Genomic DNA, 14,966 nt, shown 5'->3' on the forward strand with positions numbered 1-14,966 from the left:
GATGCCTGTGAGGTCAGTTGTTCGGGCATCGCCTTGCGGTCCGGGCAGAGAACGAGACCGTGTCGAATGTCCAGACGATCAAGTCGTACTGCCCGCCCACGGCGTTCTCGAAACACGTCTCCCCCGCACCGACCTCCACAACGTCTCCGGATGGTGTGAGGAACTGGCCAGAAACACGCGAATTGATGATGAAGGTCGTGCCCGCCGGGACCCTGAGACGGAACCGTCCGGCCCCCGACGACGTCCGGGGCCCTCCGAGCACCGGGTCGCCATCCAGAGTCGCGTCCGTCGTGGCGATCGGATTCAGGTAGTCGCGCACCGTCATCGGATCGAGCTCGTGCGGGACGTAGCGCAGCGTATGCGTGCCGGATTTCGGCAGCCTGAACACACGGGCGTTCCCGTAGGCCGTACGCATCGAATAGAGCGGCTCGAGCGAGATGCCGTCGGGGTCGAGGAACGACCGGTAGGGAAACGGCCACTGCTCGTACTCCGGAACCGTCAGCGTGAACATGTCGTCAGCGGACACCGGCACGGTGAAATCAACGATCTGACCGGGACGGTCCTGGTCGGCGTCGCAGCAGAACTCGTCAAATGCCTTCGTCTTGGCTGTTGAGGTCCAGATCGTGACTGCGCCGGACACCCCGGTGTTGTAGATATGGGAGGTCAGACGATAAGTGCCCGTCGACGGAGCACGGAACGTAGAGACACGTTGCTGGTAGGGCTCCAACGTAGCGATCGGAGTGCCGTTGAGTTCGACGTTGACCGTCGAGACGATGGATTCCGCGGTAATGGCGACCGAGACGAGATCGCCGGCCGTCGCAGGCAGCGCGAGCGAGGCATCGCCTGTGGCAGGGTCGGCGACGAGGGCGCCGATCTGGGTCTCCTGGTTCATCGCCAGCGGCACCGGCCGCTGAATGGCGCTGAGGGTGGTGGAGTAGCCGCTCAACCGCGGCCCCGAGGGCGAGCTCACCATGCGGAAGCGCCAGCCGTTCGGGCGCCTCTCGACATCGACGCGGTAGCGCCCCGCGGAGTCGGCAACCGCACCGGGCCCGGTTGTGATCCATCGGCTGGTCGCCTGGTCCCAGTGCTGCACGTTGACGGTGGCGTACGCCGGGGCGACGCCCGTCACCCGGGTGATCCAGAGGCGGTCGGATCGGAGGAACGCGGAGGTCGTGGCCGTCACCTTCGGGCGCCACGTCACCGTGATGGAGACCGTCGGTGACGTGGCAGCCGCCTGGCCGAGCTGAGCTGGCTTACGCACGCGGTAGCGCTGTACTCCCCTTGGCGGCGTGATGCGGAACGAGAAGCGGCGGGTGTCGACGAGCTTCGTGCTCGCCACCCGGTGCCACGCACCGTCGTACCAGCGCTGCAGATTGACCACACTGCCGAGCTTCGCCCCCGACGCGGTGCCGCTGATCCGGACGGCCGATCCCTCGCTCACCGTGGAGGCAGATGCCGAGGCGGAGATGGTGACGGCCGCGCTCGCCGGCGGCGCCTGCAGGGCCGCGAGGCTGAACATCAGTGACAGAGCGCCCACAACGGTGAGCACCGACTTCCGCATATATCTGCTCCTAAGTCTGGCCCCGAGAAGGCCTGAGAATTAAAGCAAGCGCGACTGATGACGGCAACGCCGATTCGCCCTGCCGCTCGGTATGTCGGCTGTCGAGAAGCAGCGAAGATCGACCAGCTGCACGCGAGCAGCATTGACGACATCGGCCGATCGGAGGCGCTCTGGAGAAACTGCCGTGACCGAAGGGCAAGGGCTGGCCGCCCGCGGCATCACACGATCCACGGCGGGGAGACCGAGTCGGCTCCGTCAGGGGTGGTCGCCTGACCGCTCGCCGGGCCGGACACGACGAATCCAGCTCCGGCGCCGGTGCGGATCTGACGCGGAGCACCGGCGGGGATCACCAGGGTGTCGCCGACCGACAGCTCGATCGACTCGGTGCCGACGACGATCGTCGCCGCACCTTCCAGGACATGCCAGACCTGCTCGACATCGAAGACGTGCAGTGGTCCGCTCTGGCCGGGGTTCATGCTGACCCGCCAGAGGCTCAGCGTTTGGGTGCCTCCCTGCGTCGGCGAGGCGAGCGTCGTCATCAACGCGTTGGGCGTCTCGGTGCGGCGCGCGTCCGGCTGAGCGATCTTGGTGGCAGACATGGCCTCTCCTCAAATTAGACAACTTGGTTGTCTAATACGTTAGAGAGGCGTTCGCGATATCGTCAACCGGGTTGTCGATGAGAGGAGGGGCGCCGATGAGCGAGCCCGGGTGGAGAGTGGTGCTCCTGCTGGCCGGCGCGTTCCGCCAAGGGGTCGACGCCCTCCACAGCGAACTGGCCGATCAGGGCTATCCCGGAGCACGGCCACTCCACGGCTTCGCACTCCAGGCCATCGGACCCGAGGGGTGCACCATCAACCAGCTCGGCCAGCGTCTCGGCGTCTCCAAGCAGGCCGCAGCCAAGACCGCGACCGGTCTCGAGGACGCCGGATATATCGCCCGCGAACCGGTTCCCGGCGATCGACGGGCAGTCCTTCTCCGGCGTACGGAGCGTGCCGAGGAATTCCTGGCGGCGAGCGCGGCCGGCTTCGAGCACGTCGTGGACCGCTGGCGGCGCCACCTCGGCGCCGGCCGTTTCGACGCCATGGTCGAGGCGCTCGCCGAGATCGCCGATGACGGCCGGCCGATCGGAGACCTGCCAGGCTGGCTGACGCAGCGTCCCTCGACGTAGGAGCCGATCCCGCCCGCTTCGCCGGGCCTACTGGCGGTCGCCGGCGGCCTCACCGATGACGAGCGCCGCCGTCGACGTGGATGAGCTCGCCCGTGACGTACCCGGCGCCGAGGAGCCACAGGGCGGCGTCGGAGATGTCGCCGACCGTGCCGTGCCGTCCCACGAGAGAGCCTTGGGCAGCCTTCGCGAGAAGGGCCGACTTGCCCGCTTCACCGAGGCGGTCCCAGGTGCCGCTGTCGACCAGACCCGGTGCGATGGCGTTGACCCGCAGCGGGGCGAGCTCGACAGCCAGGTGGCGAACAAGGAAGTCCAGCGCGCCGTTGGCGACGCCCTTGACCACGGTGCCGGGCTTCGGCTGCCAGCCCACGACACCGGAGAAGAAGAGCATCGACCCGCCGGGCCGCACCAGGTCGGCGAGGTGTTTGGCCACCAGGAGCGGGGCGACGACCTTGGTGCCGAACGCAGCGGTGACCTTGTCGTGGTCCAGATCGCTGACGGGTACGTCGTGGTGCGCCGACACGGTGGACACGATGTGGTCGACGGGCCCGAGGGAGGCTGCGGCGGCGGCGATCGTCTCCTCGTCGAGCACGTCGAGCTTCAGGTCGTGGTCGCCTGCGCGGGTCGCGACGATGCTGGTTGCGCCGGCCTGTTCCACGCGGCGGGCGATATCGGCGCCGATCCCTCGTCCGCCGCCGATGATCAGGATGCGCTGGTCGTGAAGTGTGTGCGTCATGGGAGGACGGTATAGATTTGCTACCGGTATCTACAACGCTACTGGAGACGTGCATGGGCAAGGCGTACGACGTCATGGCAGCCACCTGCCCGAGCCGCACGGTGCTGCACCGCATCGGCGCCCGCTGGACGGTGTTCGTGATCACCGCTCTGGCCGACGGGCCGATGCGGTTCACCCAGCTGAAGGCGTACATCCGCGGCATCACCCCCAAGGCGCTCTCCGAGACGCTGCGGGCGATGGAGTACGACGGACTCATCAGCCGCACCGCGTTCGGAGGCAACCCACCACGCGTCGAGTACGCCCTCACCCCGCTGGGGCACACGCTCCTGCCGCCGCTGAGCGCGCTTCGGGAGTGGGCCGAGACCCACGTACCCGACATCGAGCGCGCCCGGGCCGCGGCCGACCTTCGGGACTCCTGACCCGACCGCAGAATCGGCACGCCGAGTCAGCCCGCCGAGAGACTCCTCAGCCGGCTGGTGTCGCGGCCGGGGGCCTCGCCGTAGCGGCGGCGGTACTCGCGGTTGAACTGGGTGGCGCTGTCATAGCCGACCCGGTGCGCGACCGTCGCCACGTCGTCGGCGCCCGAGACCAGGAGCAGTCGTGCCTGGTGGAGCCGGATCTGCTTCTGGAACTGGATCGGGCTGAGCGCCGTGACGCCCTGGAACTTGCGGTGGAAGGCGGAGGCACTGAGCCCGCAGCTCCTGGCCAGCTCGTCGACGCGGAACGGTTCGGCGTAGTTGTCGGTGATCCACCGCACCGCGCGGCTGATCTGGGTGGTGCAGCTGTCGGCGACCCCGATCTGGGCGAGGTTCGCGCCGAGCGGGCCGGTGAGGAGTCGCCAGAGGATCTCCCGCTCGGCCATCGGCGCGAGCACCGCCCGGTCCTGCGGCCGGTCGAGGAGCCGCACCATCCGTACGACGGCATCCACCAGCTCGGGCTCGGCGTCGGCGACACCGATCGCTGGCGGGGCAGCGCTGTTCCGCACGGCCACAGCGCCAGGTGGCGCCTCCAGCAGCAATGACGCGACCGCGGCGGGTCGCAGCACCAGGCCGAACCCCAGCGCGGGCCGGTCCGGTGAAGCCTCGCTGTAGTGACCGGTGATCGGGACGTCGACAGAGGCGACGAGATACTGCCCGGGACCGTACTCGAGGACGCGATCGCCCACCGAGATCCGCTTGCGCCCCTGGGTGATCAGCGCGAAGACGGTGCCGGACCCGTTGGTCGACGGCGCCTCCACCGCGTCGGCGCGGGCGAGCAGCATGCCCTCGATCGCCGTCGTCTGGTCAGGACGGGCGTGCTTCTCGATGCGTCGGCGCAGCTCCTCGAGCGGGGTGGTGGTCACCTGAAGAAGGTACGTCGCCGGCCTGGTCGTCGTCGCCTGGTTCTGCTTCTTCGAGCAGGATCAGGCAATCATCGGCGATGTCTGTTCTCACGCTGCGCGAGCCCGGACTGGTTCGCTGAACGGGTCGAAGAGCCCGCACCGATCGGTGCGGAGCACACCACCCGAGAGGCGACCACGATGAACATCGAGTACGGATTCCAGGCCACCATGACCGCCAAGGAGGGGAAGGCGGACGAGCTCGTCGAGCTCCTGCTCTCCGGCCCCACCGTCGGGCCCTCCGCGCACGAAGGCTGCCTCGTGTTCCTGGTCAGCCGGTCGGCCACCCAGCCCGACGTGGTCCACCTCGTCGAGGGCTGGGTGAGCGAGGAGGTGCACCACGCCGTCTTCGACGACCCCGAGTCGCAGGGCTACATCGCCCGCTTCGCAGAGCTCGTCGCCGACTCGACGTACGCCGACTTCGTCCCGCTCGGCGGCAAGGCGATCCTCGCCCAGGCCACGTCCGTGTCCGCCACCGGCCGGTGACCGCGATGGACTACGCAGCCGCCCTGACGACCACCCGGCCGAGCCTTGATCCGGAGCTCGGCGCCCTGCTCGCCGACATGCCCGAGGTTCCTCCCCTCAGCGCGGAGACCCTTCCCCTGATCCGCCCGTTCGCAACCGTCGACGCGGAGGTGGCGCTTGCCGGGCACGATCTGAACAGACGCGACGTCACCGTCCCCAGCTTCGACGGCGCGCCTCTGCCCCTCACCGTCCTCACCCCGGCGAGAGACGGCGAACCCGGCACGGCGGCTCCGTGCATCTACTGGGTGCACGGCGGCGGGATGGTCATGGGGGACCGCTTCTCCCAGATCGACATCCCGCTCGACTGGCTCGAGAGCTTCGGCGCCACTGTGGTGTCGGTCGACTACCGCCTCGCGCCGGAGGCATCGGGAGCGACGCTCGTGGAGGACTGCTATGCCGGCCTCGGCTGGGTGGCCTCGCACGCGGACGAGCTCGGCATCGATCCCGCTCGGATCATCGTGGCCGGTACGAGCGCCGGTGGCGGGCTCGCGGCCGGCACCACCCTGCTGGCGCGCGATCGACAAGGCCCGGCGATCGCGGCTCAGGTCCTGATCTGCCCGATGCTCGACCATCGCAACACGACGGAGTCCAGCCGCCAGTTCACCGGACCCGGTGTCTGGTCCCGCGAGGCGAACGAGTTCGGCTGGCGATCCGTCCTCGGCGACCTCGGCGACGTGCCGGGCTACGTCTCGCCGGCGCTCGCCGAGGATCTCGCCGGGCTGCCGACGACGTATGTCGACGCGGGTAGCGCCGAGGTCTTCCGCGACGAGAACGTCGCGTACGCCTCCCGCATCTGGGCCGCGGGCGGGCAGGCCGAGCTCCACGTCTGGGCCGGCGGCTTCCATGGTTTCGATGCCCTCTTCCCTCAGACCCAGGTGTCACGAGCAGCGCGCGCCGCCCGCAGCGACTGGCTCGCCCGCGTACTCCGAGACCCGAGGCGCACGAGCTGATGGCCACCGAGCTCGCACACCGCCGCCGCAGCCTGGTGGGTCGCTCGCCGGACGAGCAGCACCGAACCGCCACCCCGCTGGAGCTGCTGTACGACCTGGTGTTCATCGTCGCCTTCGGGCAAGCGGCCGACGAGCTGGCGCACCACGTCGCGGCGGGCCGGCCGGTCGTCGGGCTCGTCGGGTTCAGCCTCGGGGTCGTCCTGATCTCATGGGCCTGGGGCAGCAACACCTGGTTCGCATCGGCCTACGACGAGGACGACTGGATCTGCCGGCTCACCACCATGGTGCAGATGGTCGGCGTCGTCATCGTCGCGCTCGGACTGCCCGAGATGTTCGCCGCGCTCGCCGGAGGTGAGAACGGCGGCTACGGCATCGTGGTCGGCGGTTACGTCGTCATGCGCGTGCCGATGGCGGTCCAGTGGCTGCGCGCGGCCCGCAACGATCCGGTACGTCGGCCAGCGCTGATGACGTACTTCTGGACCATCGCCTCGGCCCAGGCCGGATGGACGTCCCTCGCGGCGATCGCCCCTCCCCTGCCCGCCGCGACAGCTGTCGGGGTGGCGCTGCTCGCGATCGAGACGGTCGGGCCGGTGATCGCGCAGCGCGGGAAGGGTGGGACTCCCTGGAACGCCGACCACGTCGCCGAACGCTACGGGCTGCTCGTCATCGTCGCCCTCGGCGAGGTCGTCCTCGGCACCGTCGCCGCAGTCTCGGCGACGGTGCACGGTCCCGCCGGCTGGAGCATCGACGCGGCCGTGACCGCGACCGCGGGGATCGGGCTCGCGCTCGCGATGTGGTGGATGTACTTCACCGTCCCCTCAGCACTCGTCCTGCGAGTCCACCGGGAGCGGGTCTTCTTCTGGTCCTACGGGCACCACGTCATCGTGGGCGCGATCGTGGCCGTCGGTGCCGGGCTGCACGTGGCCGCCCTCCACCTCGAGCACGATTCTCAGATCGGGACCGTGCCCACGGTCCTGACGGTGGCGGTACCGCTCGTGATCTTCGTCTGGATGCTCTACGCCCAGTGGAAGACCCTGGTCCGGCTCAGCAACCGTCGTCACCTCGGCCTGATCATCGGCACTGCTGCGGTGACCGCCCTTGCGGTCGTCCTGGTCGCGGCGGGCGTCTCCATCGCCCTGGGCCTGGCGGTGATCGCGGTCGCGGCTGTGCTCCCCATCGCGTGGTTCGAGCTCGCCGGACACCGCGATCTCGCGGCTGCGCTCGCTCCGCAAGCGCTCAGCGGATAGGGACGTCGACCGTCCTGGTCGACTCGTCGATGTCGGATGTCCGGACGGTGACCGCGAGCTTCCAGGTCCCGGAGACCGGCACGTCGATGCGGCCCCTCCGCTTGCCGGTGGCGACGGCGTCCAGTCGTACCGGGAGCGGTCCGATCCGGCCGAGGCTCACGGACACCGCGACCTCGGGCGGGTCCGTCGGTTCGCCGCTCGCGTCGAGGACGTACAGGCGAAGGTCGATCTTGCGGTCCCCGCGGGGCACTGCTGCGACCTGCACGGTGTCGCCCTCGATCACGAGCTCCGCGGTGGTCTTCGGGTGATAGGCCGTTCTGGCGGGTTCGGTGGCGGTGAGTCCACTGGTGAGGGCGAGCACGACGATGATGCCGAGCGTCTCGCCGAGCACGGTCCGCCGTAGGTCGCTGCCCGGCCGTGCGCACTTCGAGGCCGAGCCGGCGACCCGGCGGTTGACCCAGGATCTCGAGAGCGAGGCCAGCAGGATCACGCCGGCCACGAGCAGCGTCTTGACCAGCAGCTCGCGGCCGTAGGTGGTCCCGGTCAGCGCGCCCCACGACCATCCGACACCACGCCACGACTGGAACGTGCCGGTGATCACCAGCGCACACACCGCCGCGAAGGCCAGTCGCGAGAACCGCCGCACCGTCGGCAATGCCTCGTCGTCGCGGCGGCGGATCGCCACGAGGACCACCAGCAGTCCACCGAGCCAGATCGACGCCGCGATCGCATGTGCGGTCTCGCTGACCACGGCGAGCAGGCGTAGCGACCCACCTGCGGCGTGGCCGGCCAGCGCGAACGTCGTCCCGATGAGCACCGCCCAGGTCGAGATCACCCAACGATCGCGCCAGACCACCAGGACGCCCACGCCGGTGAGCAGCAGACGCGCCACCACCGCCTTGCCGTAGGTGGTCTGCCACACCTCGTGCAGCAGATCGATGCGTCCCAGGGCCGAGAATCCGAGCCCCGCGTCGTACGGCCCCTTGAGCAGGAGCTCGAGCATCGCGCCCCCGACGAGCAGGACCGCACCCCCGGTCACCAACCGGCGCAGGGTCGTGGAGCTTCCGGTCGGCCAGCACCAGGCGAGCACGACCAGGATGCCGAGCAGCAGCGCCGATCCGAGGTAGCCGAGCCATCGTGCACCGCCCAACGACCAGGACAGCACCCGTGACTCCTTGGAGGGAGGTCTGGCGACGGTCTTCGACGTAGCGCCCACGGAGAAGGTGAACGCTCCGGCGAGCGGGTGGGAGTCGGCAGAGACGACACGCCAGGAGACGAGGTACGTGCCGCGCTGCGAGCAGGCCACGCCGATCCTGACAACCCGCGCGGTGCCCCCTGGATGGGCGGCCCGGCCGTCTTCGACCCTGGTCCCGTCGGGCGCGAAGACCTGGATCGATTCCGGCACCAGGTCGACGGACTCGTTGAAGGTCAGCGTGACCTCGGTCGGCGCGACCTCGAGAACGTCATCGTCGGCGGGTGTGCTGCTCTCGAGTGCGGCATGCGCCTGTGCCGGGCCGGCTGCGAGGACCAGGCCCGTCATCAGCGCGAACACCAACAAGCCCGCGATCGGTAGGATCGCGCGGGCTCGTCGGCGGCCATCGAGGATCAGGATCGCCTCCGGATCACTCCGAGTCCGGCTCCGGCGACCGCGATGACGATCGCGACGATCGAGAGCACGAGCGGCGTCTTCGACGCGGCTTCCGCCTCTTCGGTGTCAGCCGCGTGCCCCTCGTCTCCGGAATCTTCGTGGTGTCCGGCTCCGACCGTCTCGCCGGCCACCTCGAGGGTCGGGGCGGGCTTCTCGCCCGACTCGTCTTCGTCGATCCAGCGGGCGACAGATCCGTCGGAGTAGGTCTGCAGGGTCTTGAACGTCAAGGTGCCGCTGTCCGGCAGCGGGCCGACCGAGATGTTGAACTCGTCGAACTCGCCGGATCTGATCGCGCTTGTGGCGGAGTCGGCGGTCCAGGTGACCTCGGAGACGGCCTGGGTGACCTTGTTGCCGTCGTGGTCGGTGAGCGGCGTGGTGAGCTTCGTCTTCTTGACCTCGTAGGTCCACCCGGCGTGGGGCTGGACCGACACGGCCTCGAGGGGGTGGTCGATGGGCAGGAAGACCTGGAGCTTCGTCGTCGAGGCCGAGTTGGACTCGTTGGGCACCTTGAACGTGAGCTTGGAGTAGCCCCCCGCGGGAGCACTGTCCGGGTTCACGGAGACGTGCGCGGAAGCAGTGGTGGCTGTGGCAACGAGCAGCGCCGGAACGGCCGCGACCACCAAGCCGATACGGGTGACGCGAGTCGTTCTGGCGGAGCTACTTCTGGCCGGGCGGGTCATGGGAGGTTCCTTTCGTCCAGTTCCACCACGGCCCGACGTGACCGCAGTGGCGTCAACGGCTCACCGATTCAGTCGGCGAGGGTGTGGGAGACCTGGCGGGAGTGATCGCGTACGAGCTCGTGGTGCTCGGCGGTGATGCCGGGGCCGGTCGCGTCGATGACGTGAGCCGCTGGCTGGGCGCGGCTGCCGCCCTGAACCGGGCTGCCGTTCGACGACGTGTGGCACTCCCCAAGCGAAGCTGGGCATCAAGCTCGTCGGGTGCTCGGAAACGGCACCGGGCCGCCACCAGACGTGGACTGCTCTGCTCGATGATGTCATCGGATCTGGCTGGTTGTCCACGTTCATGAGGTATTTCCCGGCGATTGCCGCGTTAGGCCCATCGTCCCAGTGTTACCGAGCAGTTAGTCCCAATTTGTTTTCCTTTGGGTCTGGACAATCGTTACCTCGGGGGGTAATCATCGTGTTTGGAAGTACCGGCGAGGGCTCGTCACCCAAGCCGATTGTGAGACCGAGAGCGGCGGCTTCACGGCCGCTACCGAGCGCTGTCGGTCCCGAGATGCCTTCGATGTCTCGGGCGCATTTGCTGTCGCGCTGATCTCGTCGGCATCACGCCCCACATCCGTATCCGTGTGTCAAAGCGGTTGTCACCCCACTCGGGCATCCGTGGCCAAGCCAAGATCCACAGGCGCTTTCCATCGCGACAGATCGAAGCCGCCTGTCCGTTACTAGCGTTCCGGAGATTCACGCCGGAGGCCGAAGGGTGGTGGATTGTCAGATGTCGACCTCTGCTCGAACCAGAGCTCACAACAGTGCTCGTCACAGCTTTGCGGCGGCTGCGCTTTCCGCAACCGCCCTGGCCTCATTTGCTCCGCAGTCCGCCTACGCGGACGATGCGTCGAGCAGCCTGCCGAGCGTGCCGAAGACGGTCACCGCGGCCAACGATCTCAACGCGCTGGTCACCACGCCGCTGGCACGCGGCACGTACCGCGACCTCCACAACTTCGGCGCTGCCAGCCGGCATTGGGCCCGCTGGCACACCGGCACCGATCTCTCCGCCCCGTGCGGCACCCCGGTGCTCGCGGCGACGGCCGGCATGGTCATCGTCGAGACCGGCGGTGGCTGGTCCGGCCGCTGGCTGGTCAAGGTCACCACCGGCACCGGCAAGGTCACCACGTGGTACGGCCACATGCGGGGCCTCACCGTCCGGGGCGGCCAGATCGTCCGCGCCGGCCAGCAGATCGGGTACGTCGGCTCCGAGGGCAACTCGACCGGCTGTCATCTGCACTTCGAGGTGCACGCGAACGGCGGCGGGATGTACCAGGACAACGTCGATCCGAGCCTGTGGCTGGCCCACTACGTCGACACCGAGCCCGCACCGACGATCGCCCAGCCGACGACGCAGTCGGCTCGGCCGAAGGTTCCGGGGGCCTACGCGGTACCTCAGGGCGCAGTCGGCGACCAGCGAGGGACAGCCGAGCCGATCGGCCTGGGCAGTCTGCTGGCCGGTGGAGGCGAGAGCGCGTCATGACGACCTCCGCCGCGAAGGCGCTCCAGGCGCGATCCCGGGCTCGTACGCTGCGGCGTACGGGCGGCCGAGGGGTCGCGGTGCTGGGCTTCGCGGCGTTGACGTGGGCAGCCTTCACCGGGACGGCGATGGCGCTGGACGGTACCGAGCAGCCGGCCCACCAGACGTCGCGCCCGGCATCGGGCCAGAGCGCTGCCACCACGGCCCCGGGCACGGACGCGACGAAGCCAGGCATCCCGCTCGGCGACGCGGTCGGCTCGCTCACCGACGACGCCGTGCGCGGCGTCACCGACACTGCCGGCGCGGTCACCTCTGGGACCGCCAGCCAGGGCGAGCCCGCCGCACCGGTCGAGCCCGCCGTGGCCGCCACTGAGCAGGACGGCGCGGTCGGCTCGCCCGGCACGGCGGGACTCCTCGACTCCACCGTGCAGGGGTTGACCACGTACACAGTGCCGCAGTCCTCGACCACACAGCCGACGGACAACCCGACCACCACGCAGTCGGCGCCGACTCAGGCAGCGGCAGGCGAGATCTCGATCCTCGGGCTCGCAGGTGGAGCCGAGAGTGCCGTGAACGATCTGAGTGGCAACGTACTCACCGCCACGCAGCTCGATCGGACGCTGTCGGCGCCGAAGGTCGAGGTGCTCACCGACACCCTCGAGGCCTTGGCCGTGACCGACACGCTGCCGACGGTTCCGCTGCCGCAGCTGCCGGTGATCGGCGAGCCGGTCGGAGACGTTCTCGGCACCCTTCCCGCAGACCTCTCCTCCGGCGTCGAGCCGACGCTCGACGACCTCACCGGCGGCCTGGTGAGCCCGCTCCCGGTGCTCGACCCCGGTGCGGGTGCACCGGCCCAGACGAGCCCGGCGACGGTCTCGCAGCAGAGCAGCCCGGTCATGAGCGGCGCCGTCCCGGTGCTGCCGATCCTGCTGCCCATCGAGGCCTTCCCCGGGCTCGGCTCGATCGACTCGCCGGCGACCTTCGCGGCGCTGGCCGACGGCGGCACCGTCGGCACCGTCCAGGACGACGTCTACCTCTCCCGCGCGCTCCTCCAGACGGGTGACGCCGACGCGGGCGACAGTTCCGTCCCACTCCCGTCCGGCCCGTCCAGCCCTGCTGGCGGTTCCGACGGAGGCTCCGGCTCCAGCCACCAGCAGGGTGGCCAGCTGAGCTCCTTCACACTTCCCGGCGGCGGCCTCGTCAGCCTCGTCCGGGACTACCGCTGGCACCTGCCGGCGACCCCGACCTTCGACCCGGGTTTCTCCCCGGACTGAACCGGGTGACGGCGCGCCACTCCTCGAGCGCGCCAGGGAAGCAACGTAGCTCCGGCCACGGCATCACGCCGATGGAGAGCACGGACCCCGCCTACCGGGCTCGACGAGCCAGCACGCCTCGGAACGTGTCGGCCTCGCTCGAACCCCTCGGAACGGACTCGTGACCTCTGTGACCAGGGCTCGCCGACCCCACTGCGACCCAGCAGCTTCTCACCGTTCAGTCCAACCGAAATTCATCAGTCACTCATCAGGTCGGCAGTACGCGATCAGCACCTGCCGACGTACCGAAATCAATCTGACTTTCGAACAACGGAGAAACTCTCATGTCCATCAACACCAGGGCTCGGCGTCGCGCCGATGCTCCCGCTGGCTGGCAGCCGATCGGGCTTCCCAAGGCCGCTCCGGCCGCCCCTGTCGCTCTCGTTCGTCGCGAGACCACGCCCGCCCTTCGCAACACCGTCCGTCGCCTGGCCGCACCGGCCGCCGCGCTCACCGCGAGCGTCGCGGTCGTGTCCGTCGCAGCCATGGCGCCCTCCGCCCAGGCACACTCGGAGACTCTTGCGGCGTCGAACGACCCGCAGACCCCGATCGGCGCCCAGACCATCTCGGCCTCGAACAGCTCGGGTCCGAGCTCGCAGGTGCCGGAGAAGAAGCCCAGCGACGGCCGGCCCGGCACCGGCACGACCACGACGACATCCGGCTCTGCGTCGGGATCGGCGTCGGGTTCGGCGCTGTCGGGTACCGCTGGCCTGCCAGTGGCGGGTGGCTTCATCAGCCACGCCCCTGAGCTGTTCACCGGCGGGCTGTTCGGCGGCGAGACCGTTCAGACCTCGACCGACCCGAACCAGTCGGGCGGTGCCCACTCGAGCGGTGACACCTCTCACGAGGGTGGCGGCGACGCGTGCGACTTCTTCCTGCAGCACATGTGGAAGAACGAGGACGGCATCCCGGTCATCGGCACCAACTCGCACTTCCTGACCTACCACACGGACCCGTCGTACCGGAACCTTCCGCTGTCGCTCACGAGCGGGGCGATCGGTAACTCGCAGATGCCGATCATCGACATCTACGGCGGCCCGCTGGGCTGGATCCCGATCTTCAACCCCTCACACGTGCGGGGCCACGGAACCGACTACGTCACCCTCCTCACCGGGTGCGGCGGCATGGGCCTCCCCGTCAACCCCAAGAACGGGCGCGTGGACCTCACCAAGATCCCGACCCCGGAGAAGGTCACGACCTTCGCGGGCAAGATCTTCCCGAGCGTCCCGTCGGTCTCGAAGATCACCGGCCCGGACTACCTCTACAACACGCTCCAGACCAAGGAGATCATGAGCCGCGTCGGGCCCAGCTCGACCATGACGCCGGACGAGTACCTCTCCTTCGCCGGGAAGAACTTCGACGCGTTCCGCCTGCTGTGGCAGACGGCGCTCTCGCAAGTCAGCAGCGGGAACCCGACCGCGATCCTGGACGTCCTGAAGATCACCAACAACATCCAGACGCTCCAGTCGCTCGGCATGCCCGGACTCCCCGGTTCGGAGGGGCCGACGCTCACCTCCGGTCTTCCCGGGAGCGACCCGACCGCGCCTGACTCGGACCAGCCCTCCGGTGACCAGCCCCCCGGTGACCAGCCGTCTGGCGAGCAGCCGAGCAGCGACAACCCGCTCGGTGGCCTCCTCGGTGGCAGCAACCCGCTGGGCGGTCTGACCGGTGGCCTGACCGGCGGCAGTAGTCTGCCCCTGCCGGGCGCCGAGCAGCCCTCGGGTGAGCAGCCCGACTCGAACGAGCCTGGCTCGGACCAGCCCACCGACGAGCAGCCCTCCGACGAGCAGCCGAGCAGCGACAACCCGCTCGGGGGTCTCCTCGGCGGTAGCAACCCGCTGGGTGGCCTGACCGGCGGCCTGCCCCTGCCGGGCGCAGAGCAGCCTTCCGGCGACGACCAGCCCAACCCTGAGCAGCCGAGCGACGAGCAGCCGTCCGGTGACCAGCCCTCCGACGACCAGCCCTCCGACGACCAGCCGGAATCGGGTCAGCCCGGCTCCGGTCAGCCGAGCGATGGTACGGATACGCCGAGCTCTGACCCGCTGAGCACCGTCACCGGCGCTCTCGGCGGCCTGACCGGCGGTCTGCCCGGTGGCATGAACCTGCCCGGTGGCACTCTCCCGCTGCCGTCCGGTGACCAGCCGTCCGGTCAGCAGCCGACCGGTCAGCAGCCGTCCGGTCAGCAGCCGTCCGGTCAGCAGCCGTCCGGTCAGCAGCCGTCCGGTCAGCAGCCGTCCG

13 protein-coding genes and 1 pseudogene are annotated in these 14,966 nt (G+C 69.4%); 8 read left to right on the top strand and 6 right to left on the bottom strand.

Translation table 11 applies throughout. From position 1 onward, the window contains the following. Positions 1-13: 13 nt before the first annotated feature. Both UG56_RS23200 and UG56_RS23205 read right to left on the bottom strand, forming a co-directional pair. Complete coding sequence (locus tag UG56_RS23200) at positions 14-1,561, bottom strand: hypothetical protein (RefSeq protein ID WP_045547542.1); 1,548 nt, start codon at positions 1,559-1,561, stop codon at positions 14-16. A gap of 218 nt (positions 1,562-1,779) precedes the next feature. Further along, a complete protein-coding gene (locus UG56_RS23205) occupies positions 1,780-2,160 on the bottom strand; it encodes a cupin domain-containing protein (protein WP_045547543.1) in 381 nt (126 codons plus the stop codon). Between the two features lie 95 nt (positions 2,161-2,255). Here UG56_RS23205 and UG56_RS23210 point away from each other — a divergent pair, with 95 nt between their 5' ends. Next, entirely contained in the window at positions 2,256-2,729 is a 474-nt protein-coding gene (locus tag UG56_RS23210) for a MarR family winged helix-turn-helix transcriptional regulator (protein WP_045547544.1), read from the top strand. A gap of 49 nt (positions 2,730-2,778) precedes the next feature. Here the strand turns inward: UG56_RS23210 and UG56_RS23215 are convergent, their stop codons facing one another. Then, on the bottom strand, positions 2,779-3,462 hold the full coding sequence (locus UG56_RS23215) for an SDR family oxidoreductase (protein WP_045547545.1): 684 nt from the start codon (positions 3,460-3,462) through the stop codon (positions 2,779-2,781). 53 nt (positions 3,463-3,515) lie between these two features. Here UG56_RS23215 and UG56_RS23220 point away from each other — a divergent pair, with 53 nt between their 5' ends. After that, a complete protein-coding gene (locus UG56_RS23220; protein ID WP_008355417.1) occupies positions 3,516-3,881 on the top strand; it encodes a winged helix-turn-helix transcriptional regulator in 366 nt (121 codons plus the stop codon). A gap of 26 nt (positions 3,882-3,907) precedes the next feature. On the opposite strand, the gene UG56_RS23225 is transcribed toward UG56_RS23220, so the two are convergent. Continuing rightward, the gene (locus UG56_RS23225; RefSeq protein ID WP_045547546.1) at positions 3,908-4,804 is read right to left on the bottom strand and encodes an AraC family transcriptional regulator; all 897 of its coding nucleotides are present in this window, start codon (positions 4,802-4,804) and stop codon (positions 3,908-3,910) included. Between the two features lie 177 nt (positions 4,805-4,981). Here UG56_RS23225 and UG56_RS23230 point away from each other — a divergent pair, with 177 nt between their 5' ends. Genes UG56_RS23230 through UG56_RS23240 form a run of 3 tightly spaced genes read left to right on the top strand, consistent with a single transcriptional unit; the run spans position 4,982 to position 7,562 of the window. Next, positions 4,982-5,326 carry a putative quinol monooxygenase gene (locus tag UG56_RS23230; RefSeq protein WP_045547547.1) on the top strand — a complete coding sequence of 115 codons (345 nt, stop codon included), beginning with the start codon at positions 4,982-4,984 and terminating at the stop codon, positions 5,324-5,326. Between the two features lie 5 nt (positions 5,327-5,331). Further along, on the top strand, positions 5,332-6,315 hold the full coding sequence (locus UG56_RS23235; protein WP_218145271.1) for an alpha/beta hydrolase: 984 nt from the start codon (positions 5,332-5,334) through the stop codon (positions 6,313-6,315). After that, positions 6,315-7,562: a low temperature requirement protein A gene (locus tag UG56_RS23240; protein ID WP_045547548.1), complete on the top strand. Its 1,248-nt coding sequence runs from the start codon at positions 6,315-6,317 to the stop codon at positions 7,560-7,562. The genes UG56_RS23235 and UG56_RS23240 overlap by 1 nt, the downstream gene beginning before the upstream one ends. Here UG56_RS23240 and UG56_RS23245 read toward each other — a convergent pair. Both UG56_RS23245 and UG56_RS23250 read right to left on the bottom strand, forming a co-directional pair. After that, positions 7,552-9,102: a copper resistance CopC/CopD family protein gene (locus tag UG56_RS23245; protein ID WP_143055158.1), complete on the bottom strand. Its 1,551-nt coding sequence runs from the start codon at positions 9,100-9,102 to the stop codon at positions 7,552-7,554. The two genes, UG56_RS23240 and UG56_RS23245, sit on opposite strands and share 11 nt — an antisense overlap. 65 nt (positions 9,103-9,167) lie before the next feature. Continuing rightward, a complete protein-coding gene (locus UG56_RS23250; protein WP_045547550.1) occupies positions 9,168-9,890 on the bottom strand; it encodes a YcnI family copper-binding membrane protein in 723 nt (240 codons plus the stop codon). Between the two features lie 913 nt (positions 9,891-10,803). Between UG56_RS23250 and UG56_RS23255 the strand changes: the two genes are divergently transcribed. The 3 genes and pseudogenes from UG56_RS23255 to UG56_RS28515 all read left to right on the top strand — a co-directional run. Then, positions 10,804-11,418, top strand: coding sequence for a M23 family metallopeptidase (locus UG56_RS23255; protein WP_052693255.1), 615 nt, complete (start codon positions 10,804-10,806; stop codon positions 11,416-11,418). Then, positions 11,415-12,689, top strand: coding sequence for a hypothetical protein (locus tag UG56_RS23260; RefSeq protein ID WP_045547551.1), 1,275 nt, complete (start codon positions 11,415-11,417; stop codon positions 12,687-12,689). The genes UG56_RS23255 and UG56_RS23260 overlap by 4 nt, the downstream gene beginning before the upstream one ends. 323 nt (positions 12,690-13,012) lie before the next feature. Further along, positions 13,013-14,966 (top strand): annotated as a pseudogene (locus tag UG56_RS28515) (hypothetical protein); the annotation flags it as partial.

Origin of the sequence: Nocardioides luteus (assembly GCF_000960475.2) — a bacterium.
Classification (GTDB): Bacteria; Actinomycetota; Actinomycetes; order Propionibacteriales; family Nocardioidaceae; genus Nocardioides; species Nocardioides luteus_A.

Bases quoted from the DNA above. Each gene is read 5' to 3' on its own strand.
- UG56_RS23200 (WP_045547542.1), bottom strand. From the start codon at position 1,561: ATGCGGAAGTCGGTGCTCACCGTTGTGGGCGCTCTGTCACTGATGTTC.
- UG56_RS23205 (WP_045547543.1), bottom strand. From the start codon at position 2,160: ATGTCTGCCACCAAGATCGCTCAGCCGGACGCGCGCCGCACCGAGACG.
- UG56_RS23210 (WP_045547544.1), top strand. From the start codon at position 2,256: ATGAGCGAGCCCGGGTGGAGAGTGGTGCTCCTGCTGGCCGGCGCGTTC.
- UG56_RS23215 (WP_045547545.1), bottom strand. From the start codon at position 3,462: ATGACGCACACACTTCACGACCAGCGCATCCTGATCATCGGCGGCGGA.
- UG56_RS23220 (WP_008355417.1), top strand. From the start codon at position 3,516: ATGGGCAAGGCGTACGACGTCATGGCAGCCACCTGCCCGAGCCGCACG.
- UG56_RS23230 (WP_045547547.1), top strand. From the start codon at position 4,982: ATGAACATCGAGTACGGATTCCAGGCCACCATGACCGCCAAGGAGGGG.
- UG56_RS23235 (WP_218145271.1), top strand. From the start codon at position 5,332: ATGGACTACGCAGCCGCCCTGACGACCACCCGGCCGAGCCTTGATCCG.
- UG56_RS23240 (WP_045547548.1), top strand. From the start codon at position 6,315: ATGGCCACCGAGCTCGCACACCGCCGCCGCAGCCTGGTGGGTCGCTCG.
- UG56_RS23245 (WP_143055158.1), bottom strand. From the start codon at position 9,102: ATGACGGGCCTGGTCCTCGCAGCCGGCCCGGCACAGGCGCATGCCGCA.
- UG56_RS23250 (WP_045547550.1), bottom strand. From the start codon at position 9,890: ATGACCCGCCCGGCCAGAAGTAGCTCCGCCAGAACGACTCGCGTCACC.
- UG56_RS23260 (WP_045547551.1), top strand. From the start codon at position 11,415: ATGACGACCTCCGCCGCGAAGGCGCTCCAGGCGCGATCCCGGGCTCGT.